General features: G+C 61.0%; 23 protein-coding genes (1 of these 23 running past the window's edge). 9 read left to right on the top strand and 14 right to left on the bottom strand.

Going from position 1 to position 25,905, the window contains the following annotated elements; genetic code table 11:
* Positions 1 to 418: the final stretch of a M23 family metallopeptidase gene (locus ACO08A_RS13555; RefSeq protein ID WP_422041546.1), read on the top strand. 1,559 nt of this gene lie to the left of the window's left edge; 418 of the gene's 1,977 nt are visible here — the last part of the coding sequence; its start codon lies off the left edge, out of view; the stop codon is at positions 416 to 418.
* An 87-nt stretch (positions 419 to 505) separates the two neighbouring features.
* Here ACO08A_RS13555 and clpB read toward each other — a convergent pair whose 3' ends face one another.
* The 6 genes from clpB to ACO08A_RS13525 all read right to left on the bottom strand — a co-directional run bounded on the left by clpB (position 506) and on the right by ACO08A_RS13525 (position 10,157).
* Complete coding sequence (gene clpB, locus ACO08A_RS13550) at positions 506 to 3,103, bottom strand: ATP-dependent chaperone ClpB (RefSeq protein ID WP_422041545.1); 2,598 nt, start codon at positions 3,101 to 3,103, stop codon at positions 506 to 508.
* 211 nt (positions 3,104 to 3,314) lie between these two features.
* A complete protein-coding gene (locus tag ACO08A_RS13545) occupies positions 3,315 to 4,037 on the bottom strand; it encodes a DUF4167 domain-containing protein (protein WP_422041544.1) in 723 nt (240 codons plus the stop codon).
* A gap of 362 nt (positions 4,038 to 4,399) precedes the next feature.
* On the bottom strand, positions 4,400 to 5,254 hold the full coding sequence (prmC, locus tag ACO08A_RS13540) for a peptide chain release factor N(5)-glutamine methyltransferase (RefSeq protein ID WP_422041543.1): 855 nt from the start codon (positions 5,252 to 5,254) through the stop codon (positions 4,400 to 4,402).
* Between the two features lie 2 nt (positions 5,255 to 5,256).
* On the bottom strand, positions 5,257 to 6,330 hold the full coding sequence (prfA, locus tag ACO08A_RS13535; protein WP_422041542.1) for a peptide chain release factor 1: 1,074 nt from the start codon (positions 6,328 to 6,330) through the stop codon (positions 5,257 to 5,259).
* 238 nt (positions 6,331 to 6,568) lie between these two features.
* Entirely contained in the window at positions 6,569 to 8,836 is a 2,268-nt protein-coding gene (gene ptsP / locus ACO08A_RS13530) for a phosphoenolpyruvate--protein phosphotransferase (protein WP_422041541.1), read from the bottom strand.
* Between the two features lie 70 nt (positions 8,837 to 8,906).
* Positions 8,907 to 10,157, bottom strand: a complete 1,251-nt coding sequence (locus ACO08A_RS13525; RefSeq protein ID WP_421979961.1) for an aspartate kinase — start codon at positions 10,155 to 10,157, stop codon at positions 8,907 to 8,909.
* A 201-nt stretch (positions 10,158 to 10,358) separates the two neighbouring features.
* On the opposite strand from ACO08A_RS13525, the gene ubiG reads away from it, so the two are divergent.
* The 3 genes from ubiG (at position 10,359) to ACO08A_RS13510 (ending at position 12,540) form a co-directional block, all read left to right on the top strand.
* Complete coding sequence (gene ubiG / locus ACO08A_RS13520) at positions 10,359 to 11,120, top strand: bifunctional 2-polyprenyl-6-hydroxyphenol methylase/3-demethylubiquinol 3-O-methyltransferase UbiG (protein WP_422041540.1); 762 nt, start codon at positions 10,359 to 10,361, stop codon at positions 11,118 to 11,120.
* Positions 11,117 to 11,809 (top strand): alpha/beta fold hydrolase, encoded by a 693-nt coding sequence (locus ACO08A_RS13515; protein WP_422041539.1) that lies wholly within the window; start codon positions 11,117 to 11,119, stop codon positions 11,807 to 11,809. The genes ubiG and ACO08A_RS13515 overlap by 4 nt, the downstream gene beginning before the upstream one ends.
* 218 nt (positions 11,810 to 12,027) lie before the next feature.
* Complete coding sequence (locus ACO08A_RS13510) at positions 12,028 to 12,540, top strand: hypothetical protein (RefSeq protein ID WP_422041538.1); 513 nt, start codon at positions 12,028 to 12,030, stop codon at positions 12,538 to 12,540.
* Between the two features lie 59 nt (positions 12,541 to 12,599).
* On the opposite strand, the gene ACO08A_RS13505 is transcribed toward ACO08A_RS13510, so the two are convergent.
* The 4 genes from ACO08A_RS13505 to ACO08A_RS13490 form a co-directional block, all read right to left on the bottom strand.
* Positions 12,600 to 13,118, bottom strand: a complete 519-nt coding sequence (locus ACO08A_RS13505; protein ID WP_422041537.1) for a DUF1178 family protein — start codon at positions 13,116 to 13,118, stop codon at positions 12,600 to 12,602.
* On the bottom strand, positions 13,115 to 13,969 hold the full coding sequence (locus ACO08A_RS13500; protein WP_422041536.1) for a carbon-nitrogen hydrolase family protein: 855 nt from the start codon (positions 13,967 to 13,969) through the stop codon (positions 13,115 to 13,117). Before ACO08A_RS13500 ends, ACO08A_RS13505 begins: the two co-directional genes overlap by 4 nt.
* 47 nt (positions 13,970 to 14,016) lie before the next feature.
* Entirely contained in the window at positions 14,017 to 14,274 is a 258-nt protein-coding gene (grxC, locus tag ACO08A_RS13495) for a glutaredoxin 3 (RefSeq protein ID WP_422041535.1), read from the bottom strand.
* 107 nt (positions 14,275 to 14,381) lie between these two features.
* On the bottom strand, positions 14,382 to 15,065 hold the full coding sequence (locus tag ACO08A_RS13490) for a ComF family protein (protein ID WP_422041534.1): 684 nt from the start codon (positions 15,063 to 15,065) through the stop codon (positions 14,382 to 14,384).
* A 250-nt stretch (positions 15,066 to 15,315) separates the two neighbouring features.
* Here ACO08A_RS13490 and ACO08A_RS13485 point away from each other — a divergent pair, with 250 nt between their 5' ends.
* A complete protein-coding gene (locus ACO08A_RS13485; protein ID WP_422041533.1) occupies positions 15,316 to 16,203 on the top strand; it encodes a class I SAM-dependent methyltransferase in 888 nt (295 codons plus the stop codon).
* A 52-nt stretch (positions 16,204 to 16,255) separates the two neighbouring features.
* Here the strand turns inward: ACO08A_RS13485 and ACO08A_RS13480 are convergent, their stop codons facing one another.
* From ACO08A_RS13480 to ACO08A_RS13465, 4 genes are all read right to left on the bottom strand, one after another.
* Positions 16,256 to 16,465, bottom strand: coding sequence for a Flp family type IVb pilin (locus tag ACO08A_RS13480; protein WP_422041532.1), 210 nt, complete (start codon positions 16,463 to 16,465; stop codon positions 16,256 to 16,258).
* Between the two features lie 39 nt (positions 16,466 to 16,504).
* Positions 16,505 to 16,906 (bottom strand): 8-oxo-dGTP diphosphatase MutT, encoded by a 402-nt coding sequence (gene mutT, locus ACO08A_RS13475; protein ID WP_422041531.1) that lies wholly within the window; start codon positions 16,904 to 16,906, stop codon positions 16,505 to 16,507.
* Between the two features lie 83 nt (positions 16,907 to 16,989).
* Positions 16,990 to 18,231, bottom strand: a complete 1,242-nt coding sequence (argJ, locus tag ACO08A_RS13470) for a bifunctional glutamate N-acetyltransferase/amino-acid acetyltransferase ArgJ (protein ID WP_422041530.1) — start codon at positions 18,229 to 18,231, stop codon at positions 16,990 to 16,992.
* Between the two features lie 140 nt (positions 18,232 to 18,371).
* Entirely contained in the window at positions 18,372 to 19,235 is an 864-nt protein-coding gene (locus ACO08A_RS13465) for a peptidylprolyl isomerase (RefSeq protein ID WP_422041529.1), read from the bottom strand.
* 268 nt (positions 19,236 to 19,503) lie between these two features.
* On the opposite strand from ACO08A_RS13465, the gene secA reads away from it, so the two are divergent.
* From secA to ACO08A_RS13445, 4 genes are all read left to right on the top strand, one after another.
* Positions 19,504 to 22,278 carry a preprotein translocase subunit SecA gene (gene secA, locus ACO08A_RS13460; protein WP_422041528.1) on the top strand — a complete coding sequence of 925 codons (2,775 nt, stop codon included), beginning with the start codon at positions 19,504 to 19,506 and terminating at the stop codon, positions 22,276 to 22,278.
* Between the two features lie 248 nt (positions 22,279 to 22,526).
* Positions 22,527 to 24,296 (top strand): B12-binding domain-containing radical SAM protein, encoded by a 1,770-nt coding sequence (locus tag ACO08A_RS13455; RefSeq protein WP_422041527.1) that lies wholly within the window; start codon positions 22,527 to 22,529, stop codon positions 24,294 to 24,296.
* A gap of 147 nt (positions 24,297 to 24,443) precedes the next feature.
* Complete coding sequence (locus tag ACO08A_RS13450; RefSeq protein ID WP_422041526.1) at positions 24,444 to 25,475, top strand: glycosyltransferase family 2 protein; 1,032 nt, start codon at positions 24,444 to 24,446, stop codon at positions 25,473 to 25,475.
* Complete coding sequence (locus tag ACO08A_RS13445; RefSeq protein ID WP_422041525.1) at positions 25,465 to 25,896, top strand: GtrA family protein; 432 nt, start codon at positions 25,465 to 25,467, stop codon at positions 25,894 to 25,896. Before ACO08A_RS13450 ends, ACO08A_RS13445 begins: the two co-directional genes overlap by 11 nt.
* Positions 25,897 to 25,905: the final 9 nt, after the last annotated feature.

The raw sequence follows: 25,905 nt of genomic DNA, 5'->3' as shown, positions 1-25,905 counted from the left end.
CCGCGGCGTCGACTGGTCCGCTCCGCGCGGAACGCCGATCATCGCGGCGGGCAACGGCACCGTCGTCAAATCCGGATGGGCGTCGGGATACGGCCGCCGCGTCGAACTGCGCCATACCAACGGCTACGTGACGACCTACAGCCACATGACCGGCTTCGGCAAGGGCATTCGCCAGGGCGCCCGCGTGACGCAGGGACAGGTGATCGGCTATGTCGGCTCCACCGGCCTGTCGACCGGACCGCACCTCCACTACGAGGTCCTGGTCAACGGCAGATACGTCGATCCCATGCGCATCAAGCTGCCCAAGGGGCGGACGCTGGACGGGCAAATGCGGACAAGCTTCGAGGAAGAGCGCTACCGCGTCGACACGCTCCTGGAACGGGCCCGCAAGCCGTCGCGGGTCGCAGCCGTCAACTGAACCGGCCGGACAATCTGACAGAACGGCAAGGCCCCGCGGAACAGACGTTCCGCGGGGCCTTGCCCGTCGTGCATCGGATCCGGCAGATCACGCAGCCGCGCTCTCCGAACCGGCAACCTGGAACACCAGCCTGTCGCCACCGGCTGACACATCGACGGTCTGGCCGTCATGGATGTCTCCGCCAAGGAGTTTTTCCGCAAGCGGATCCTGGACATCCTTCTGGATGACCCGTTTCAGCGGGCGGGCGCCATAGGCGGGATCGTAGCCTTTCTGGGCCAGCCAGCCGAGGGCGCTGTCGTCCACGTTGAGCGTGATCTTGCGGTCCACCAGAAGCGTGCGCAGCCGCTCCAGCTGGATCTTGACGATATCGCCCATTTGCGAGCGCTGCAGGCGGTGGAACAGGACGATTTCGTCCAGCCGGTTCAGGAACTCCGGCCGGAAATGACCACGCACCGCCGACATGACTTCATCCCGGACCGCGTCACTGTCCTGGCCTTCCGGCTGGTTGACCAGATACTCCGCACCCAGGTTCGACGTCATGATGATCAGCGTGTTCCGGAAATCGACGGTCCGTCCCTGGCCGTCGGTCAGGCGGCCGTCATCGAGGACCTGAAGCAACACGTTGAACACGTCGCTGTGCGCCTTTTCGATTTCATCAAACAGCACGACCTGGTAGGGCCGCCTGCGCACCGCTTCGGTCAGCGCACCGCCTTCCTCGTAACCGACATAGCCCGGAGGCGCGCCGATCAGCCTGGCCACGGAGTGTTTCTCCATGAACTCGGACATGTCGATGCGCACCATGGCGCTGTCGTCGTCGAACAGGAAACTGGCAAGCGCCTTGGTCAGTTCCGTCTTGCCGACGCCTGTCGGTCCGAGGAACATGAACGAACCGATCGGCCGGTGCGGATCCTGCAGCCCTGCGCGTGCGCGCCGGACAGCGGTGGACACCGCGTGAATGGCCTCGGCCTGGCCGACGACCCGCTTCGCAAGCATGTCCTCCATGCGCAGCAGTTTTTCGCGTTCGCCTTCGAGCATCTTGTCCACCGGAATGCCGGTCCACTTCGAAACCACCTGCGCAATGTGCGACGGCGTAACGGCTTCATCGACCATGGCATCCTTGTCTTCGGACGCTTCGGCCTCGGACAGTTGCCGCTCCAGATCCGGAACGACGCCATAGGCAAGCTCACCGGCTTTTGCCAGGTCGCCCTGCCGCTGTGCGATTTCCAGATCGGTCCGAGCCTGTTCAAGCTGCTCCTTGATCTTCTGTTCAAGGTTGAGCTTTTCCTTCTCGCCGAGCCAGCGGTTGGTCAGGGCCTGGGACTGCTCTTCCAGGTTGGTCAGCTCCTGCTCGAGCTTGCTCAACCGGTCGCGGGAGGCCTCGTCGCTTTCCACTTTGAGGGCTTCGCGTTCGATCTTCAGCTGGATGATCCGCCGGTCGAGTTCATCAAGCTCTTCCGGTTTGGAATCGACCTGCATGCGCAGCCGGCTCGCCGCCTCATCGACCAGGTCGATCGCCTTGTCGGGCAGGAACCGGTCCGTGATGTAGCGGTTGGACAGGTTCGCCGCCGAGACGATTGCGCTGTCGGTAATGCGAACGCCGTGATGGAGCTCGTATTTTTCCTTGATGCCGCGCAGGATCGAGACCGTGTCCTCCACGGTCGGCTCCGTGACGAAGACAGGCTGGAAACGCCTGGCCAGCGCCGCGTCCTTTTCGACATGCTTGCGGTACTCATCGAGCGTCGTCGCACCGACACAGTGAAGCTCACCGCGCGCAAGCGCCGGCTTCAGGAGGTTGGACGCATCCATTGCGCCGTCGGCCTTGCCCGCGCCGACCAGCGTGTGCATCTCGTCGATGAACAGGATGATGCCGCCGGCGGCCGCTTCGACTTCCGACAGGACCGCCTTCAGACGCTCCTCGAATTCGCCGCGATACTTCGCACCGGCGATCAGCGCGCCCATGTCCAGCGCAAGCAACTGCTTGTCCTTGAGCGACTCCGGGACATCGCCATTGACGATCCTGAGCGCAAGGCCTTCCGCGATTGCCGTTTTGCCGACACCGGGCTCGCCGATCAGAACCGGGTTGTTCTTGGTCCTGCGGGACAGGACCTGGATGGTGCGCCGGATTTCCTCGTCTCGTCCGATCACCGGGTCGAGTTTGCCGTCACGGGCGACCTCCGTCAGATCACGGGCATATTTCTTCAGCGCTTCGTACTGGTTTTCGGCGGTTGCGCTGTCGGCCGTCCGGCCCTGGCGAAGCTGGTTGATCGCTTCATTCAGACCGTTCGGCGTGACACCATGGCGCTTCATCAGCTTGCCGGCTTCGCTCTCGCCATCCATGGCAAGGGCAAGTAGCAACCGCTCGACGGTAACAAAGCTGTCGCCCGCCTTTTCCGCGATCTTTTCAGCCTGCTCGAAAAGACGCGCCGTCGGCTGCGCCATGTAGAGCTGCCCGGATCCGCCGGAGACCTTCGGCATCTTGTCGAGGATGCCTTCAAGGTCCCCCTTGAGAGCCTTCGCCTGTCCGCCGGCCCTGTCGATCAGGCCGGTCGCCATGCCTTCCGGATCATCCAGAAGCACCTTCAAAATATGCTCCGGCGCAAACTGCTGATGGCCACGCCCGAGAGCAAATGTCTGAGCGGATTGAACAAAGCCCCGTGCACGCTCAGTGTATTTTTCAAAATTCATTCTCTACCTCCTACCCGTCCTCGCCACCCGAAGCGTGGGGAACGTCGTTGGATATGGACCCCGAGGGCATCCATGCAGCCTCATCAAGCACTGCTCCCCTAATATAGTGTTGCATTTTCATCACAAAAGCCCCCGCGGCCCAAAATCCGCGCAACAAAAAACGGCGCCCATGGGACGCCGTTCACGATCATTGTGATTGACCAGTTTGGCCTCAGTCCGATACCACCGCGGTTTCCGCCGGCGCGTCTTCACCGGTCTTGGGCCGACGGGTCCGCGTGGTCCGCCGGCGCGGCTTGGCCTGCTCGTCATCGGAAGCTTCGACCGAACCTTCGCCCTCATCAGCCGGCGCCTCCGTCATGCCTTCCGCCTGATCGCCGGACGCGCGCCGCGGTACCCGCGACCTTGATGTCCGTGTCCGGCGGCGCGGCTTGTCGTCGCCATCGCCGTCATCGGCATCCGCTTTCTGGCCTGCACCGTTGACCTGACCTTCCTGGTCGATCACCGGCATGTCCTCGATAAACGGTTGCGGGCTGTTGGCGTCGACAACGTCGCCATCTGCGGCGGCACGGTCCTGCGCAGGACGCTCCGAACCGTTGACCGGCGGCGTGGCGCCGTTTGTTCCGTTGGCGGCTTCGGCAGACGCGTCTTCGTTGTCTGCACGCGCAGCCGGTTGCGCCGCCGGCTGCTGCTGCGGCTGTGCGGCGGCGACGATGCGCAGATAGTGCTCCGCGTGCTGGTTGTAGTTCTCGGACATCACGCGGTCGCCGGATGCCTGGGCATCCCTAGCCAGCTGCTGATATTTTTCCGCGATGTGCATCGCTGTGCCGCGGATTTTCACATCAGGACCGTTTGATTCGTAAGTCCGGGTTAACGGATTGGGACCTTTGCGGCCCCGACCGCGCATGCGCTTATTGCTCTGATTTCCTGGTCTCATCCTGCCGTTTTCTCTTGCGGAACGGCGGTCAGCGAAACGCCGACCCAACATCGGAATTGCATAAACCGATACGAAATACACACCGAAACCAACAATGCTGGTTAGCGGCTGCCTTTCAAAACACGCGCAACGCATTACAGGCCGAAGGCCAGCGCTCACGTCTTCCTCGTCGACAGTCCAAAACACCGGAAGGCCCGATTTGCAGCTGAATAGGTCGCGCGTCAAGCGTGTCCCGTTTTCGTGCTGCCGGATGCGTATGCCCCGCTAAACGCTGTTCACATTTCCGGTTTCGGCGAGTCGAACCTAACCGTTTCCGGTGCAATTTCCAAGTGCTTTTTCGCGTTTGGATCAAAACAGTAGAATTATGTCCTGCGCGCAAGCGCGACGCGGTCCTTCCCGGCGAGATCCTTAATGATTTCAATCTCTCCAAGGCCGTGTTGACGCAGCTGTTTTTCAACAGTCAGTGCCTGGTCATATCCGATCTCCAGCGCGATCCGCGCTCCCGGCCGCAGGAATCGCGCCGACTGCGGAATAAGAGCCGTATAGGCATCCAGACCATTTTCGCCGCCATCAAGCGCGAGTCGGGGATCATGATCGATCACCTCCGGACTGAGGCGCTCCAGAACGCTGCTGCGGATGTAGGGCGGATTGCTGACGATCCAGTCCGGCCCGGCCCCTTCGCCCAATTCCAGAGCATCAAGATAGTCTGCGCAAAGGGGATGGAACCGGTCGGCCACGCCATGCTGGCGCGCATTTTCCATGGCGCCTGCGAGCGCGGTCTCCGACAGGTCGATCGCGATGGCCCGGCTGAGAGGCAGTTCGGCCAGGAGCGTCACCGCGATCGCCCCCGACCCTGTGCCGATGTCCCACAGCGTGATCGGCAGATCGGTTGAAGTCGCGCGAAGAACGGCGTCTATCAGCGTTTCCGTGTCAGGCCGCGGTTCCAGGGTCGCGCTGTTCAGGAAAAACCGCCGCCCGTAGAAATCGCGTTCCCCAAGGATGCGGCCGACCGGCATGCCGCTGATGCGCAGGCTGGCCTTTTCCTCTATTTCCCGCACGCAGGCCGCGCCGACCTCCCGGCTGCCGTCGAGAAGAAGGTCGGAGATACCGATGCCCAGCAGGGTGCTGACGAGAAGCTTCGCATCAGGCTCGGGATCGGCAACGCCCGCGTTGCGAAACCGGTCTCTGACAAGCCTGTACAGCGCACCCGTCTGCATTGTCAGGCGTCTTCGGAGGCAAGCAGATTGGCCTGATGATCGACAATCAGCGCCTCGATGACCTCGGCAAGCCCTTCGCCGGCGATAATCTGGTCGAGCTTGTAGAGTGTCAGCCCGATACGGTGATCGGTGACCCGGCCTTGCGGAAAATTATATGTCCGGATGCGCTCCGAGCGGTCGCCCGAACCGACCTGGAGACGGCGCGCTTCGGTCCGCTCGCTCGCGGCCTTCTCGCGCTCCTCGTCATAGATGCGCGCGCGCAGCAGCTGCATCGCACGCGCCTTGTTCTTGTGCTGCGATCGTTCGTCCTGCACCGCGACGACGATTCCGGTCGGAATATGTGTGATCCTCACGGCGGAATCGGTGGTATTGACGTGCTGGCCGCCGGCCCCGGACGCGCGGAACGTATCGATGCGCAAATCACTGTCCTGCACGTCGACATCGACGTCTTCGGCCTGCGGCAATACGGCGACGGTTGCCGCCGACGTGTGGATGCGTCCGCCTGATTCCGTCGCCGGCACCCTTTGCACGCGGTGCACACCGGATTCGAACTTGAGCCGGGCGAACACGTTGTCACCCGATACCGATGCGATGATTTCCTTGAAACCCCCGACCTCGCCTTCGCTGGCCGACAGGATTTCCACTTTCCAGCCCTGCAATTCCGCGAACCTCTGGTACATGCGGAACAGATCGCCGGCAAAGAGTGCCGCTTCATCCCCGCCGGTCCCGGCGCGGACCTCGAGAATGGCATCGTTGGCGTCGGCTTCGTCCTTTGGCAGAAGGCCGATCCGGACCTCTTGCGAAAGCTGTTCCAGGCTTTCGTTCAGCTCGTCGCGCTCGAGTTCGGCAAGTTCGCGCATTTCGGCGTCCGTCTCCGGATCGGCGATGAGTGCATGGGCACCGGCAAGCTCGTCTTCCGCCTTGATCAGCGCACGGATTTTCTGAACGAGCGGCTCCAGTCCGGCATATTCCCGGGACAGCTTCACATACGCAGCCGGATCCGGTCCGCTCGACATCAGGTGTTCGATCTCGGCGAAACGGTCAAGCAGGGTATCGAGTTTCTGACGCGCCAGCATGAGCGCAGGATCTCCCGGGTCGGATTGGCGGCACGCATCAGCCGCACGCAAAAGGTCGTCTTTCAGAAACGGGTAATGCCGGTGACGGCAGCCCGGTTCCAGGTTTGTTGATCCGGCGCAGCGCGAGAGGACGCGAATCTGTTCGCTCCGGCCGGGTGTCCGACATATCAGTGCACGCAGCGGACAGCCAGAGGCGATCTGCGATCATCCCGCGCGGCGGATCCGGTTTTCGCAGCCTCTAGAGGGCGACATCCGTCTCGGCCGCGAACCGCTTCAGCACATCCCGGATCTTGTTGTCGTCATGTCCGGGCTCGAGCCGCGGCAGAAGGCGCGCGGACAGTCGGCTGGTATCGAGTGTGCGCAGCATCGCCTTGACCGGACCGAGCGCTGCCGGAGACATGGAAAGGTCGCGGTATCCCAGGCCGATCAGGGCCATGGCCTCAAGCGGCCTGCCCGCAAGCTCTCCGCACAGCGTCACCGGCACATGATGTTTATTTGCGCTGTCCGCGATGGATTTCAAGGCGCGCAGAAAAGCGACGTTCAGCGTGTCGAACCGTTCAGCAACCCGCGTGTTGCCGCGATCGACCGCGCAGAAGAACTGGAAGAGATCATTCGACCCGACCGAGACAAAGTCGACATAGGTCATCAGTTCGTCAAGCTGGAACAGGAGCGAGGGAACCTCGACCATGACGCCCAGGCGGATGTTCTCCGGAACCGGGTGGTCATGACGGCGCAGATGCTTGACCTCGCGGTCGACAAGCGCGCGCGCCTGCAGGAATTCGTCGACTTCGGCGACCATCGGAAACATGAGCTTCAGGTCGCGTCCGGCCGCGGCATGCAGCAAGGCCCTGATCTGCGTCCGCAAAAGGCCCGGCCGATCGAGACCGAGACGCAGGGCGCGCCAGCCCATTGCCGGATTTTCTTCCTGGATGGACCGGAGATAGGGCAGCACCTTGTCACCGCCGATATCGAGCGAGCGGAACGTGACCGGCTTGCCGTCCGCCGCATCCAGGATCTGGCTGTACTGCGCCTGTTGCTCGCGCATGCGCGGAAACGCGGACGCGACCATGAACTGGAGTTCCGTTCTGAACAGGCCGACCCCGGCCGCGCCTGATTCTTCCAGATGCGGCAGGTCGATCAGCAGACCGGCATTCATCTGCAGGGAAAACTCCACCCCGTCCTTGGTGACGGAGGGCTTGCCGCGCAGCCGCCGGTACTGGGCCTGGCGACGCGCCCGGAAGCGGACCTTCTCGGCATAGGCGTTTTCCAGGTCGACCGCCGGACGCAGGTGAATTTCGCCGGTGTCGCCGTCAACGATGATCGCGTCGCCCGCATCCGCGAGACTGACGATGTCGTCGACCAGCCCGACGGTGGGAATTCCGAGCGCACGCGCAACGATGGTCACGTGGCTCGTCGGCCCGCCTTCCTCCAGAACCAGTCCCCTGATCCGGTCGCGTCCATAGTCGAGCAGCTCGGCAGCACCCATGTTGCGGCCGACAATGATGGCATCCTGGGGCAGCTCGCCGAGGCCCGGGCCGTGCTCGCGGCCCATGAGTTCTCGGATCAGTCTGTGCGCGAGATCATCCAGATCATGCAGTCTTTCGCGAAGATACGGATCCGTCTGACGGAGCATGCGCGCGCGCGTGTCGCTCTGAACCTTTTCGACGGCGGCTTCGGCGGTCAGTCCGTTCTTGATCGCGTCCTCGATCTTGCGGATCCAGCCCCGGTCATAGGCGAACATCCGGTAGGCTTCCAGCACCTCGCGATGCTCGCCCATCGCGGCGATCTCGCCGCTTGCCAGCAGATCGTCGATGGAAAGCCTCAGCCGGTTGATGGCGCCTTCCAAGCGCGCTGTCTCCTGGTCGGTGTCCTCGGCAATCAGGTTGGTGACGACGACGCGCGGTTCATGCAGCACGACGTGGCCGAGACCGACGCCTTCGGAAAGGCCGGCGCCTGTCGCCGTGATCGGCCTGGAAAGATCCAGCCCGGTCGCTTCCTGCGCGATTGCCTCCAGCTCCCCGGCCGCCACCATTTCGGCAATCACCATCGCCGTCGTCTGCAGGGCCTCCACCTCGTCCTCGAGATAGGTGCGGTGAGACTGGTTCTGGACGACCAGAACGCCGAGCGTCCGGCCGGCGCGCAGGATCGGTACCCCGAGAAAGGAATTGTAGGCCTCTTCGCCCGTTTCCGGCAGGTATGTGAAGCCCGGGTGGGCGCTCGCATTCGGGAGATTGAGCGGACGGGCTTCCGCGGCAATCAGGCCGACAAGGCCCTGACCGACACGGAGCGACGCATTGTGAACCGCCTCGCGGTTCAGACCTTCGGTCGCATAGAGCTCAAGCACGCCATCCGCACGGAGGATATAAACCGAACACACCTCGGCAACGACGTTCGACGCAATCAGCACGACGATCTTGTCAAGTCGCTCTTGCGCCGTGATCGGCTCCGCCATGACTTCGCGGAGCCTGCGGAGCAAAAGGCGCGGTCCGGCTAGGTTGCTGCGCATTGCGCCCCCGTCTGATTTCCGCCTCAGGCGGCCGGCGGCCCCGTTCGTCCGGTACCGCCCGCCGGTTTTACTATCCGTCTAACCCGTATAGCGAATGGAGAGTCCGGACCGCAAGTTCTGCATAGGCGGAATCGATCAACACGGATATCTTGATTTCCGATGTCGTGATCGCCCTGATGTTGATGCCCTTGGACGCAAGGCCGCGGAAACATTGGGCCGCGACACCGGCATGAGAGCGCATGCCGATCCCGATCACGGAGACTTTGACGACGTCGGTCGCCCCTTCCAGATTCTGGAAGCCGATCTCGCTGCGGTTGTCGTCCAGCACCTTCTTGGCACGCTCGAAATCACCCTCCGGCACGGTAAAGGTGATATCCGTGGTCTTGCCGTCGGGCGAGATGTTCTGGACGATCATGTCGACATTGATGTGGGCGTCGGCGAGCGGCCCGAACACCGATTCCGCGACGCCGGGCTTATCGGCCACGTCACGCAGTGAGATCTGGGCTTCGTCCTTGGCATAGGCAATGCCGGTGACAACTTGCTGTTCCACGAGTTCATCCTCGTCGCAAATGAGAGTACCAATTGGGAGACCGTCCTTGCCGGCCTGTGGCGCGTCGGGATCGTCGAAGCTGGAGCGCACGAACGTTCTGACATTGTGCACCATCGCCATTTCAACGGAACGCACTTGCAGAACCTTCGCACCCAGCGACGCCATTTCGAGCATCTCCTCGAACGAGACGCGCTCAAGACGCTGTGCCTTCGGCACGATCCGCGGATCGGTCGTGTAGACGCCGTCGACATCCGTATAGATGTCGCATCTGTCCGCCTTGATGGCTGCAGCGATCGCAACCGCGCTCGTGTCCGACCCTCCGCGCCCGAGCGTCGCGATCCGGTTGTCCGGCGAGATCCCCTGAAAGCCGGCCATGACGGCAACCTGCCCCTGGTCCAGACGTTCGGCCAGGAAGCCGGCATCGATCTCGCGGATCCGCGCGGCGCCGTGGTTTTCGTCGGTCTTGATCGGAACCTGCCAGCCCTGCCAGGAGCGCGCGTTCACACCCATGTCCTGCAGCACGATAGCAAGCAGGCCGGATGTGACCTGCTCGCCGGACGCGACAACGGCATCATATTCGCGTGCATCGTGAAGCGGGGCGGCATCGCGGCAATATTCCACCAGCTTGTTGGTCTGCCCAGCCATTGCTGAAACGACCACCGCAACCTGGTGTCCGGCTTCCACTTCCCTTTTCACGTGGCGGGCCACATTTCGGATTCGATCGAGATCGGCAACCGAAGTCCCCCCAAATTTTAAAACCAGTCGGGCCATACCACTCGTATTCAATCTAGTCTGTCATGAAGCGCGAGACGCTCCGGATGGATCGGCGGTCATGCATACAGTCTGTGCTGCCTTGCTGCAACTCCACGTGACCTGCGCTCACTTGACAAATGGTCAAGGACGCTGAACGACAGCTAAACAGTGAACGGTGCCCAACACGCAGTGACGTCGCCGAGGAAAGGGATGTGTCCAATGTCAGTCAAGGCTCAAACGACCGCGAGTACCATCGACGAAGAGGAGGTTGCCCGCTTTTCCGCAATGGCTGAGCAATGGTGGGATCCGACGGGCAAGTTCAAACCGCTGCACAAGTTCAATCCCGTCCGCCTTGCCTACATAAAACAGGAAGTGTGCCGGAAGTTCGGACGCGATCCAAAGGCCTCCGACGCCTTCAAGGGTCTGAGGTTCCTGGATATCGGCTGCGGCGGAGGCCTGTTGAGCGAACCGATGGCCCGGCTCGGGGCCGACGTGGTCGGCGCGGACCCTTCGGAGACCAACATCAAGATTGCCCGGCTGCACATGGAAAGTTCCGGTCTCAACATCGATTACCGTGCACAGACCGCTGAAGAACTCGCGGCGGCCGGAGAGACCTTCGACGTCATCCTGAACATGGAAGTGGTGGAACACGTCGCGGATGTCCCCCTGTTTCTCCAGGCAACGGGCAGCATGGTCCGCCCCGGCGGCATGATGTTCGTTGCGACCATCAACCGCACGCTGAAAGCCTATGCGCTTGCCATCGTCGGCGCCGAATACGTGCTGCGCTGGCTGCCCAAGGGCACACATTCCTACGAGAAACTGGTCAAGCCGTCCGAAATCGAAGATCCGTTGAACACCGAAGGCCTCACGATCACGGACAGATCGGGCGTGAGCTACAATCCCCTGACCGACGCGTGGATCAAGTCCCGCGACATGGACGTGAACTACATGCTGCTCGCGGAAAGACCGGATGCATCATGACGGGCACCCCGCTCGTCTTCGTGCCCGGTCTGCTCTGTACGGAAAGTCTTTACGCGCCCCAGATCGCGGCATTCTCGGATCGCCCGATCATGGTGGCGGACAACCGGTCGGACGACAGCATCGGTGCAATTGCCGACCGTCTCCTGGAAGACGCACCGGACCGTTTTTCGCTCGCCGGACTTTCCATGGGCGGCTACATCGCCTTCGAAGTCATGCGGCGCGCTCCCGAACGCGTTGAAAGACTTGCGCTATTGAACACCTCGGCCCGTGCGGATTCAGAGGAAAGGGCGAAGCAAAGGCAGGTCTTGACCGGACTCGCCCGGAAAAACCGTTTCGACAAGATCCCCGATCTCTTCTTTCCCGGTTTCGTGCACGAAAAGAACGAAACCAGCGAACACCTCAGGTCCATCGTTCACGAGATGGCTGCCCAGACCGGTGCCGATGCCTTCATCCGCCAGCAAGACGCCAACGCGGCACGCGTCGACTCCCGCCCTTCCCTTGAAAGGGTCGACTGCCCGACGCTCGTGCTTACCGGGGACGGAGACCGCCTGATCGCACCGGATCTCTCCGTTGAGATCCATCAACTGGTTGCCAGCAGCGAACTCGTCATTCTGGAAGACTGCGGACACCTGTCCACGCTCGAGAAACCTCAGGAAGTGACGGCGAAACTGCGCGCTTTCCTTGCCTGAACCCGGGCACACTTCCCGGCACTGTCTGCGACCTGATGGCGCAGGTTTTATTGATCCCTGTCAAAGATTCGAATTGCAGCAAAACTAGAGTTGTCTCACGCTGGTCCGGTAGATCCGGGAAAGATGGCACGCGCAAACTCTCCTGACACCCGGATGGAATGGATCTCAGGACGGTTTCGGGCCTAAGGCGCGAAAGGCAGACAAGCGGAGGATCACACATGGCAACCAAACGCAATCCGGACGTATTCGACTTCACCGCGCTCAAATTCGAGTGGCCGATGCCGTCCTTCACGAACTGGTCCCTGGCCGAGAGAGAGGACAGGATCGAGGCCAAGACCGTCGCCGGGTTCCAGAAAATGGGAACCACCATGTGGTCCCATGCCGAAAAGGCGTTCGAGGACCATATGGAATTCGTAAGCCACAGGCTTCACGAGGACTTTGAATGCGCGAAGTCGCTGACGCAATGCGTCGCGCCGGAACAGACATTCGCGACGCTTCAGGAATTCTATTCGAAGATGGCAACCGAGTACCAGGAGCACTTCGAACAGCAGGCATCGCTGTTCCGGGACAGTTTTTCGCAAGGCGCGGCCGTCGTTGAGGAACTCAACGAGGCGGCAATGGAAAATGTCGGTGAACTCGGCAAGGCAGCGGAAGAAACGCTTGCCGACATGAAACCAGCGCGGGCCAAGACGCCTTCGCGCTCTTCGGCGGCAGTCAAGACGCAGAAGTAATCCGGGGCAAGCGGGGATCCGGCGGTACGTTGAAGATCGCCGCCGGACACGGCGCCGGGTCAGTTCTTGTCTTCGGGAAGTTCCGGCAGCGGCATCACCGGGATGCCTTCTTCAAGAAGGTCGACGGCGTCTTTCGGCGTCGTTTCGCCGTAGATGCTCCGCTCCTCGGCGTCGCCGTAATGGATTTTTCGTGCCTCGTCGGCAAATCCTGTTCCGACATTCTCCGAGCTTTCGATGATCCGCGCGCGCGCCTGTCTGATGGCTTCGACAATTTCTTTCTGCCGAACGTCGCCGGGAAGCAGGGCGGAAGGATGCAGCGCGGTGTCCACCGATTTGGGTGTTGGCACGGCCGCAGGCTCTTCGCGCTCATGCGGCTGCACCGCCGGGGCGATACCGCGCGCCTCCTTGCTGCGTGATGTCGACACCGCGGGGGCCATGAGCCCTTTTTCGACCTTCGCCGAGCCACAGGCCGGGCACGTCACCAGTTGCCGCGCAAGCTGGGAATCAAAGTCTCCGGAGTTCCGGAACCAGCCCTCAAAATCGTGTTTGGCATCGCAGACAAGCGAATACTTGATCAAGCAGGTTCCTCCCTGAACGCCCGGGTCATTCGGCAGTCGAAGTCGCGTTCATTGGCGATTGCCGGAATGCGCGCGCGTGCCTTGGAAACCCTGGCCAGGTCAATCTCGGCGACCAGATGGCCCGGCGCGTCGGTGTCCAGTTCGGCAACGACATCCCCCCACGGGTCGACGATGAGACTGTGCCCGAACGTTTCCCGCCCGTCTTCGTGCCGGCCTCCCTGCGCAGCCGAGATGACATAGGCACCGTTTTCGATGGCGCGGGCGCGCTGTAGCACATGCCAGTGGGCCTGGCCAGTCTGCCGCGTGAACGCCGCTGGTGCCGTCAGGATGTCAGCCCCCAGGCGCGACTGAGCCCTGAAGATCCCGGGAAAGCGAATGTCGTAGCAAATGGCCATCCCGAGCTTGCCGAACGGCAGGTCAACGACCGGAACCTGCTCTCCGGCCTTGTAGGTGGACGATTCCCGCCAGCTCTCGCCGCCGGGCAGATCGACATCGAACATGTGGACCTTGTCGTAGGTTTCAACGATCGCGCCGTTCGGTGCGATCAGGACCGCCCGGTTGGCAACCTGGCCGCCCCCCGCAAGAACCGCGACCGATCCGACGTGAACAAAGACGCCCAGATCCGCGGCCACCCGCCGGGCCATGGTCACGAACAGGTCCCGCTCGAGGACATCTATCCGCGCAATCAGCTCTTCACGGCTGCGCACCAGGACATTCGACATCTCCGGTGTCTGGATATACGTGGCGCCGTCACCGGCAGCCGCCCTGATCAGGTCTTCCGCACGCGCGGTGTTTTCCGAAGTGTCCTTGCCACTTCGAAGCTGAATGCAGGCTGCAGCTATCACGGTCATTCGTTCGCTCTACCCGGAAGAACGCAATTTTCTACCCGGACACTTAATCAGGAAGAAAGCAGAGCGTCCAGTTTGCCCGAATGCTCCAGATCGTGCAGATCGTCGCAGCCGCCGACATGGGTCTGCCCGACAAAGATCTGCGGAAAGGTCGAGCGGCCATTCGCCTTCTGTATCATCTGCTTCCGAAGGCCTCCGTCGAAGGTTGCGTCATACTCGGTGTAGTCCACGCCCTTCTTGTCGAGCAAGCGTTTGGCTGCGGTACAAAATCCGCAAAGTTGCCGCGTATAAATTTCCACCTTGGCCATATCGTAGTCCCGTCGTCTGCAAGTGCACCGCCGAGTCCGGAGGTGCCAATAAAAGTCGGGCGATATATGCGTGCAGTTTGCGGAAACACAAGACGCAAAGCGAAACGTCAGGGGTGGATTTCTTGCCCGGCATCGCTTCGCGCAGGATCCGCAAGTGCAAATGTGAGAACGTCAACGGAAGCCGCGCCCGCCGCAAGAAGGGTTTTCGTGCATGCCGTCACGGTCGCGCCGGTGGTGATCACATCATCGATCAAAACAACGTGACGGCCTTCCAGCCGGTCAAGTCGGTTTTTGTCGACGCCGAATGCCGACCGGACATTCTTCTGTCTTTCCTTGGCCGGCAAACCAACCTGTCTTCGGGTTCGCTTCCGCCGTTTCAGAATGTCGGGCTGGTACGTACCGCCGCACCCGGTCGCGATCACCTGCGCAAGCGTGGCCGCCTGATTGAACCGCCGGGATACCAGCCGGGCCCAGTGCAGCGGGACGGGAATGATCACGCTGTCCGGTCCCAGGAACTCGCGCCCGGCGTTACACATCCATTTGCCCATGGGCCGGGCCAGCTCCCGCCTGCCGCCGAACTTGTAGGCAAGCACGAGACGCTGCGCGGAGCCTTCGTAAAAAGCCACCGACCGCAGCCGGTCAAAAACAGGCGGCGAGGCAATCGCACGCGGGCTCCAGGTCTCCTCGCCGACATCATAGGCAAAAGGTGTCCCCAGCCTGTAACAAACCGGTTTCTCGATGAACGCCATGCCATGCCAGCAGACCGGACACAGTCCGTCGTCCGACCCCACTCTCCGGTCGCAACACAGACACCTAAGTGGCAGCAGAGCATCCAATGCCCCCCGGACAACGCCCGAGGAAACGCTCGACAGCTTTTCCCGCATGAAAATCAATTAATCAGCCCCCCAAGTGCAACTCGCACGAAAGCAACTTATAATTGATGAAAACAGAATTGAACCCCTTTTTGAAAAATCGGAACTTTGACCTTGAAACCCGTATGTCCTAAGTGACGGTCACAAACGACCACCGACCGGACTTAACGTGACCGCGCAAACCGATCTGTTTGACCGTGCCTTGCTCCGAAAAAGGCGACAGCGCGCACTCAAGCGCGCGAAAACCGGGGCCGACTTTCTGCTGGCCAATGTCGCGGAAGATCTGCAGGACCGCCTGCTCCTGATCAACCGGGTCTTTCGAACCGCGGTCGACCTCGGCGGCCACACTGGCCGGATATCAAGGGCGATCGGCGACAGCGGCAAGGCCGAGACCATCCTGCGTGCGGATCTGTTTTTCGCCGACCCGCATCTGCCGCCGCCCGATCTTGTCGTCGACGACGCGCTTGTTCCCTTGAAGGACCAGTCGGTCGATCTGATCGTATCGGCGCTCAACCTGCATCTCGTCAACGACCTGCCCGGAAGCCTGATACAGATAAGGCGCACGCTCGCGCCCGACGGCCTGTTCATGGCTGTGTTGCCCGGCGCCGGCACGCTGACCGAGCTGCGGGACAGCCTGACGCGTGCAGAATTGGAAACCAGCGGCGGCGCAGCGGCCAGGGTCCTGCCATTTGCCGACACGCGCGATCTCGGCAGTCTGCTCCAGCGTGCGGGATTTTCGTTGCCGGTGACCGACATGGACACGATCACCGTGCGCTATGACACGATGTTTTCGCTCTTGCGCGACCTGCGGGACATGGGCGCGACATCTGTGCTGAAGCAGGGTGAAGGGCGTCCCCTGCCGCGCGCGGCACTGCTTCGTGCCGCAGAGATATACGCCGAAGACCACGCGGATGCGGACGGGCGCATCAGGGCCACCTTCACGTTGATCACCTTGTCGGGATGGGCTCCGCACGAGAGCCAGCAAAAGCCCCTGCGTCCGGGTTCGGCAAAAACAAGACTGGCCGACGCGCTCGGGGTTACGGAGAGAAAGGTCTGACCAGGATCAGATAAAACACTGCTAAATCGGAAAGTTTTCGGGAAACGGAAAACTACTTTGACGCGCTGTCAAGGGCACCCGCGATCGTACCGAAGACATCGTCAGTGATGGTGGTTCCCAGGGGCACCATGGCCAGAATGATGACCGACCCCAACAGCCCGGCAATCAACCCGTATTCGATGGCCGTCGCACCGCTTTGGTCATTCGCGAAGCGGGAGAGCAGCCGGATGGCCGATTCGTCCGGATTTGACTTCTTTTTCATGTTACACACTCCCGCCCGACAGGTCTCTGCCTTGCCTGATTATACTGCGTCGATCAGGTGCGGAATGAGAGGTTCGTCTGCCGCCGGCATCGGATAGTCTCTCAGTCTTGTTGCCCGCACCCACTTCAGGGCCTGGTTTTCCCGTCCAATCGGGGTGCCAGTCCACCTGCGGCAGATGTAAAGTGGCATCAGCAAATGAAAATCTTCATAAGTGTGACTGGCAAAAGTCAGGGGTGCCAGACACGCCTCGTTAACTTCGATTCCGAGCTCTTCACCAAGTTCACGGATCAGGGTTTCTTCCGGTCTTTCCCCTGCTTCCACTTTCCCACCGGGAAATTCCCACAATCCTGCCATGGACTTACCTTCAGGGCGCTGCGCAAGAAGGATGCGCCCGTCCACGTCGACAAGGGCGCAGGCGGCAACTAGGACAATTTTTGTCATGAATTTCGATCCAGTTTTCAACCGGGGAACAAGGAGCCGTTAAGCATGTCAAAGATTACGTTGCGATATCTGCCAAGTTTCGATCAGCTCCGGTAGTCGCCGTTGATCGCGACATATTCCTTTGTCAGATCGCAGGTCCAGACCCTGGACCGGCCGGAACCGATCCCGAGATCCACCCGGATGGAGATGTTTTCCTGTTTCATCACGGCAGACGCGGCCTCTTCGCTGTAACCGGGATCACGTTCGCCTTCCACGGCGACACGGACATCGCCGAACCAGATGGCAAGCTTGTCCCGGTCGGCCGGTTCTCCGGCCTTTCCGACCGCCATGACGATCCGTCCCCAGTTCGCATCCTCGCCGGCGACCGCCGTCTTGACGAGCGGCGAGTTCGCGATGGCCATCGCGATCTTACGGGCAGACGCGTCGCTTTCGGCGCTCTCGACGCAGATCTCGACGAACTTGCGCGCACCTTCGCCGTCCCGGACGATCTGGTGCGCAAGGTCCTGCATGACACCGCGCAGGGACATACGCAGGCTTTCAGCCCTCGGATCGTCGATCGACTGGATCGGCGCAACGCCCTTTTCCACCGCGCGTCCCGTTGCAAACAGCAGCACGGTATCCGACGTCGAGGTATCGCTGTCGACGGTAATGGCGTTGAAACTGCCGTCCGTCTCGGCACTCAGCATGGCCTGCAGCACGTCCTGCGAAATCGCGGCATCGGTGAAAATGAAGGACAGCATCGTCGCCATGTCCGGGGCGATCATTCCCGCGCCCTTGGCGATCCCGCTGATGGTGACTGTCCGACCGCCAAACGCCACGGCGCTCGTTGCCACCTTGGGATAGGTGTCGGTCGTCATGATCGCCTTGGCGGCGTCAAGCCAGGCATTTTCGTCCTGCCCGGACTTAAGGTCTTCGACGACACCCTGGAATTTTGCGGCCGGAAGCGGCTCGCCGATCACGCCCGTGGACGCCAGATAGATCTCGTTCTTCGGACAACCGAGCGATCCGGCGACGATGTCGGCGGACAGTTCCACGGCCGCCTTGCCTTTCTTGCCGGTGAAGGCGTTGGCATTTCCGGAGTTCACGAGAAGCGCCCGCGCGGTGCCCGTCCGGAGCTTGTCCTTGCACCAGTCGACGGGAGCGGATGTGCATTTCGACCGGGTGAAGACACCGGCCACCGTCGTCCCTTCGTCCAGGGTCGCAAGCAGAACGTCCGTCCGGCCCGCATATTTCAGCCCCGCCGCCGCAGTGGCAAAGCGGACACCCGGTATCTCCGGCATGTCGGGAATGGTTTTCGGAGCGAGCGGAGAAACGGTCGTCGACATGACAGCTGTCCCGGTTGATTGAAAGATCAGCTGTCCTTAGAGAGCGCATTTGGCAAGCGCAAGTCTTTTCGAAAAGGTTCGGAAAACGCGAGAACCCGGCGGATGTCACCGCCGGGTCCTTCAAAGATACGCGGATCGCGTTACTGCGCCGCCTCACTCTGTTGGCTCGGCAACTGAAGCGTATCGTCGAGAATTTCCACTTCGGTCGCCGCCTTGAGCTCGGCCATCCTGGCTTCATACTGCTCACGGATGAGCCGCTGGCGCAGCTCGCCTGCAACGGCCTCGAATGCCGGCTTTTCCTGGCGCCGCTTGTCTTCCATCTTGATCACGTGCCAGCCGAACTGGGTCTGAACCGGTTCCTTGGTATAGGCACCGGGCTCAAGTTCGAAAACGGCGTCCTCGAACGGCTTGACCATCTGTCCCTTGCCGAAATAGCCGAGATCCCCGCCGTTCGGGCCGGAAGGCCCCGTGGATTTTTCCTTGGCGAGTTCCACGAAATCCGCACCGTCGTCCAGTTGCTTGATCAGGTCTTCGGCCTCCGCCTTCTCATTCACCAGAATGTGACGCGCGTTGACCTCTTCCGGACCCTCGTAGTCTTTGAATTCTTCCTCGTAGGCCGAATTGAGCACCTCGTCCGTGATCGCCCCGTCGATTTTCTGGGAGATATAGGCATTGCGCAATGCCTGCAGTTCAAGGAACTCCAGCTGCTTCTTGAAGTCCGGATCCTGGTCCAGGCCATCCTTGCGTGCAGCCTGTGCAATCAGTTCCATATCCACGACAACATCCAGCAGGAGCGCCCGCCACTGATCGGGCGGAAACTGCTGCAACTGCTGGCCAAGGTCTTGTGCGGCAAACGCAATATCGGCTTCCGTGATATCCGCATCGCCGACCTTGGCGACCACGTCACCAGGTTCGGCGGCACTGAGCGAGGCGGATCCGAGCGTCACGGCCAGCAAGGAAACGGCGACAGCCTGAACCGGCCTGCGCATCGAAATTCGGAACATGAGAAGTCCTTTACGTATAGGAACAGTAACTTTCGTTCCCTCATTCAGGAGGGCGTGGGTACTTTGCCTATTCCAGCGGCGTTGACAAGCATAGAGCCCCCTCTTATCTGTCGGGCGTCCCTGCTTTTCGGCGGGAAGGCATCTTTCAGGCCGCGTTCACCGGCCGGCGCGTTGCGTCTGGCGGCAACGTGGACAGCAATTGAGACGATTTCAAGGGCGGGCGCCATATTGCCATTGTGGGCGCCGCCGGGTAGGGAAGGACCGCCACATGGCTGGCCTTGGCGCACTAGCACGTAAGCTTTTCGGATCTGCGAACGACCGGAAGATCAAGACATTTCGAGCAAGGGTCGACGAGATCAACGCTCTCGAGCCGGAAGTTCAGGCCCTGTCCGACGAAGCCCTCAGGGCTCGGACCGAGGAATTCAGGAACCAGCTGAAAAACGGTGCGAGCCTTGACGATCTCCTCGCTCCGGCCTTCGCGACCGTACGCGAAGCCGCCAAGCGTGCGCTCGGCCAGCGCCATTACGACGTTCAGCTTATCGGCGGCATGGTTCTGAATTCGGGACAGATCGCGGAAATGCGAACAGGTGAAGGCAAGACGCTGGTTGCGACCGCGCCGGTCTACCTCAACGCCCTGACGGGCAAGGGCGTCCACGTCGTCACGGTGAACGACTACCTCGCCCAGCGCGACAGCGAATGGATGGGCGAGGTCTACAAGTTTCTCGGACTGACGGTCGGCTGCATCGTCCACGGTCTGTCCGATGACGAGCGCCGCGCCGCCTACGAGGCCGACGTGACCTACGGCACCAACAACGAATTCGGCTTCGACTACCTGCGCGACAATATGAAACACGACCGCGCGTCGATGGTGCAGCGCGATCATTCCTTTGCCATCGTCGACGAGGTCGACTCCATTCTTGTCGACGAAGCGCGGACACCGCTGATCATCTCCGGGCCGCTGGAAGACAGGTCGGAATTCTACAACACGGTCGATGCCTTCATCCCCAGTCTCGCGGAAGAAGACTATGAACTCGACGAGAAGCAGCGCTCTGCAACCTTCACGGAAGCCGGTAACGAGAAGCTCGAGGCCCTGCTCAGCGAAGCCGAACTCCTGAAGGGCGACTCGCTCTATGACGTGGAGAACGTGTCGATCGTTCACCACCTTCAGCAGGCCCTGAAGGCGCATAAGCTCTTCCAGCGCGACAAGGACTATATCGTCCGTAACGGCGAAGTTGTCATCATCGACGAGTTCACCGGCCGAATGATGCCCGGCCGCCGTTTTTCCGAAGGCCTCCACCAGGCCCTAGAGGCCCGCGAAAAGGTACGCATCCAGCCGGAAAACCAGACACTGGCGTCGATCACGTTCCAGAACTATTTCCGCATGTACGACAAGCTCGCCGGCATGACCGGTACGGCTGCGACGGAAGCCGACGAATTTGCCGACATCTACAAGCTCGAGGTCGTCGAGATCCCGACCAACGTCGAGGTCAAGCGGCTGGACGACGATGACGAGGTGTATCGGACCGTGCAGGAGAAATTCACGGCGATCGCCCAGCTGATCGACGACTGCAAGGAGCGCGGCCAGCCCATCCTTGTCGGCACCACGTCGATCGAGAAGTCCGAATTCCTCGCCGAACTGCTGAAAAAGCACGGCTACAAGCAGATCGATCTCAGCGACCCGGCCGCCTTTGCCGACGCCCAGAAGAAGGATGACGGCAAGTCCAAGATCTTCTCGGTCCTGAACGCACGTTATCACGAACAGGAAGCGTTCATCGTTGCCCAGGCCGGACTGCCGGGCGCCGTCACGATCGCGACCAACATGGCCGGCCGCGGAACCGACATCCAGCTCGGCGGCAACGCCGACATGCAGATCGCCATGGAACTCGGCGATATGCCCGAGGGCGAAGAGCGCACCGCGAAGGAAGCCGCGATCAGGGCCGAGGTTGAAGCGCTCAAGGAAAAGGCTCTCGCAGCCGGCGGGCTCTATGTCATCGGCACGGAGCGCCACGAAAGCCGCCGGATCGACAACCAGCTGCGCGGCCGCTCGGGCCGTCAGGGTGACCCCGGACACTCGAAGTTTTTCCTGTCTCTCCAGGACGACCTGATGCGCATCTTCGGGTCCGAACGCATGGATTCCATGCTGCAGAAACTCGGATTGGAAGAAGGCGAAGCCATCATCCATCCCTGGATCAACAAGGCCCTGGAAAAGGCCCAGCAGAAGGTCGAGGCCCGCAACTTCGACATCCGCAAGAACCTCCTGAAATTCGACGATGTCATGAACGACCAGCGCAAGGTGGTCTTCGAACAGCGCATCGAACTGATGGACGGAGAGGCGATCCAGGACGCGGTCACCGACATGCGTCACGACGTCATCGATGATCTCGTGGCCTCCCATATCCCGGAAAAGGCCTACCCGGAGCAATGGGATACGGAAGGCCTCCAGGAAGAGGTCAAGAAGTATCTCAACCAGGATCTGCCGGTGAAGGACTGGGCGGCCGAGGAAGGTATTGCCGAGGAAGAGGTCAAGGAACGCCTGCGCCGTACGGCCGATGAGGCCATGGCGCAAAAGGTCGCCAAGTACACACCCGACATCATGCGCCAGGTCGAGAAGGCAGTCCTGCTGCAGACCCTGGACAATCTGTGGCGCGAACACCTGTCCAATCTCGACCACCTGAGATCGGTCGTCGGCTTCCGCGGGTATGCACAGCGCGATCCGCTGCAGGAGTACAAGACCGAAGCCTTCACCCTGTTTGAATCCATGCTGGCCCAGCTTAGACAGATGACGACGGCCCAGCTGTTGCGCGTGGAACTGGTCACGGAACAGCCGCCGCAAATGCCGTCACAGCCGGAAATGCACGAGCATCACATCGATCCACTGACGGGCGAAGACGAGATGGCGCGCGCGGATGCGCAGCTGCAGGCCGTGCCACCGGGCGAGCGCGACCCGGACGACCCATCAACCTGGGGCAAGGTCGGCCGCAACGAGCTCTGCCCGTGCGGTTCCGGCAAGAAATACAAGCATTGCCACGGCGCGCTAACCTGACGCTATCGTCATCGCGGACCGTCTTTGAAACCGGCACTCCACCCGAGTGCCGGTTTTGTTTTGGCTGTGCTTAACAACGCGGTCGGTGATCTCGCATCAGCACAACGTGTTGTGCGGCACCTGAACATGATTTACCTTACGTAACTGATCGAGTGGACGGGCTTGGGTTCTCGGTTTCAAGCACAACACGGCGCAGTTCGCCGCCATTTCGAGAGCTGCAATGCCCTGCGACAGCGAGGCCATGCAGAATGGGTACGTTTCACATCGAAATCATCAAACCGTCGCACTACGACGACGATGGCTACGTGCTGCAATGGTGGAAGGCCTGGATACCGTCCAATTCCATGGCATGTCTTTACGCCATCGCACAGGACTGCGCGGACCGGCAGGTACTCGGAGACGGAACGGCCATCTCGGTCAACGCCTATGATGAAATGACAATGCGGGTGCCGCTGGCAGATATCGTCAGCAACACGAGGGACGGTGCCGGCATCGTCTGTCTCGTCGGTGTTCAGTCCAACCAGTTTCCCCGCGCGCTTGATATTGCAAGACAGCTCCGCAAGGACAACGTGACCGTCATCCTAGGCGGCTTTCACGTATCCGGCTGCCTGTCGATGCTCAAGGACATGCCATCGGATCTCAAGGAAGCGGTCGATATGGGCATCGTCCTTTTCGCAGGCGAGGCAGAAGAGCATTTCGAAAGCCTGCTTGTGGAAGCAAAGGCCGGCACGCTCAAACCCGTCTACAACGTGATGCACGATCTGCCCGGACTGCAAAGCCAGGTGCCACCGCTTCTGCCGGAATCCATCGTGCGAAAATACGACGGCAGTCTCTCTTCCTTCGATGCAGGCCGCGGGTGTCCGTTTCAGTGTTCGTTCTGCACCATCATCAATGTGCAGGGCCGCAAGTCGCGCTGGCGCGACGCGGACGACATCGAAAAACTGATCCGGGCCAACCACGACCAGGGCATCACGTCGTTCTTCATCACGGACGACAATTTCGCGCGCAACAAGAACTGGGAACCCATTTTCGATCGCATCATCGAGCTGAAGGAACGCGATGGCATTCGGATCCACTTCCTGATCCAGATCGACACGCTGGCGCACCGGATGCCGGGTTTCGTTGACAAGGCCGCGCGCGCGGGCTGCACCCATGTCTTCATTGGCCTGGAAAGCATCAATCCGGAAAACCTCGCCCACATGAAGAAGGGCCAGAACCGCATCACCGAATACCGGAAAATGTTCCAGCTCTGGAAGGAAGCCGGCATCATGACTTATGCGGGTTTCATCATGGGGCTGCCGAACGACACGCCGGACAGCATTCGCCGTGACATCGGCATCATCCAGCGTGAGTTGCCGGTCGACATGCTCGAGTTCACGATGCTCACGCCATTGCCCGGCTCAGAAGATCACCAGAAACTCTACGAGAAAGGAACCTGGCTCGATCCGGACCTCAACAGGTACGACCTGGAACACACCACCTGCGAACACCCCACCATGAGCGCCGAAGTCTGGCAGCAGACCTACCGGGATATCTGGGACTGGTACTATACCGACGACCATGTCGAAACCCTGATGCGCCGCAACGTTGCCTACGGCATCAAGCCGGTCAGGGTGTGGCGGCTGTGCCTGCAGATCTACGGTGCAATGCGTTTCGAAGGGGTTCATCCGCAGCAATGCGGCTACTTCCGCTACAAGGACCCGCGCCAGCGCAGACCCGGGTTCCGCCGCCTGCCCGCGGTGCTGTACTATCCGTCTTTTGCGCTGGAAAGCCTCGTCAAATATGCACGCTTCGGCCTTTACGGGTGGAAGATCCACAGACTGCGCAAACGGATCCAGAAAGACCCCCGGGGAGCGGCCTACACCGATTTTGCCATACAGCCCGTGACGGATGCCGAAAACGAGGATCTCGAGATCTTCACTCTCAACGACGCGGCAAAGCAGGCCGTTGCCAAGGCCAGGAAACAGAAGGAAATCCTGGACAAAACCCAGCCCAGGGAGAAAACCGCCTCCGCCTGATTGGCATGACGCCGCGGCAGCGTATAACATCGCGCAGCCGTGAACTGTGAAGCGCCGTGCCGGCAGCGAAGCTTGGGCTGGTCTTTTGCACGGATTTGCGGCAGGTTGCGCGGAACACCCTGGCCACAATTCAGATCCGACACCTTGATGAACCAGACGGCTGCCTCGAAAATCTATGTCTCGCGCCGGGAGACAGCAAGACCGGCCGACCCCTTGCTCAGCGTGATTGTTCCCGTCTTCAACGAAGAAGACGTGATCGGTCATTTTCTGGAGGCAACCCGGCCGGTCCTCGAGAAGACCGGGCTCGCCTACGAATACGTGTTCATCGACGACGGCAGCAGGGATTCCACCGCGGACTACCTGTCCGAAAAACTGAAAAGCGGTCTTCCGGGACGGCTGCTCGGACTGTCGCGGAACTTCGGCAAGGAAGCAGCCCTGTCCGCCGGCCTTGAAGCCGTACGCGGCGACATCGCCGTCATCATGGACGCCGATCTTCAGGACCCTCCGGACCTGATCCTGCAGATGCTGGATGGCTGGCGCGCCGGCTATGACGTGATCTACGGTCTCCGGGTCGACAGGTCTTCCGACACGGTGCTGAAACGGTCGACCGCCAACATGTTCTACAAGCTCTTCAACCGGCTTGCGAATATCGACATGCCGGCCAATGCGGGAGACTACCGGCTGATCGACCGGGCCGTCATTGATGCCTTGCTTCGTCTGCCGGAAAGAAACCGCTTCATGAAAGGGCTGTTTGCCTGGGTCGGCTTTCCGGCGATGGCGATCCCCTATGAAAGGCCCGCGCGCAAGGCCGGCGACGGAAAATTCAACTACTGGAAACTCTGGAACTTCGCACTGGACGGATTGACCGGCTTTACGACGCTGCCGTTGCGCGTCTGGTTCTATGGTGGCGCCGCGATATCCTTCGGCGCGTTCGCCTATGCCATCTACCTGACGGTGCGCACGTCCCTGTTCGGCGCGGACCTGCCGGGCTATGCCTCGCTGATGGTGGCGCTCCTGTTCTTTTCAGGTGTCCAGTTGCTCTCCATCGGCATGATCGGCGAATACATCGCCCGCCTCTTCAACGAAGCCAAGCAGAGACCGGTCTACATCCTGCAGGACGTTATCGAGAGCGAGCGGCAGGAAGATGCCGGGACGGGCAAGGAAACACATGCTGGCTAAGGTGAACCGCGACACGCTGAAGACGGAAGGCGCGGCCGTCGGCAAGTTTGCGCTTATCGGCATTCTGGCCACCCTGACCCACGCCGTCGTCGCGTCCGTTCTGTTCGAGGCCGGTCTTCTTGCCGTCGTGCCCTCGAATGTCTGCGGTTTCCTGGCCGCCTTCACGGTGTCCTTCAGCGGCCACTATTTCTGGAGCTTCAGTCACCTGAGGCAGGCGGGGACCATGCTGAAGAGCATGGCAAGGTTCCTGATCATTTCCGTCAGCGGATTTGCGCTCAATTCGACGATCCTCGCCCTGTGGCTTGCCTTTGCGCCCTGGCCGGAGATCTACGGCCTCTGGCTTGCGATCGCCGTTGTTCCGGCCTTCTCGTTCGTCGGCGCCAGGTTGTGGGCCTTCACCCATCATCCCGCCGCCTCCTGACCGTCCGTC

The sequence above is a fragment of the Roseibium sp. genome (assembly GCF_965232425.1).
Classification (GTDB): domain Bacteria; phylum Pseudomonadota; class Alphaproteobacteria; order Rhizobiales; family Stappiaceae; genus Roseibium.
Note: the sequence above shows the minus strand (reverse complement) of the source record. Positions and strands in the feature narration are given on the sequence as shown.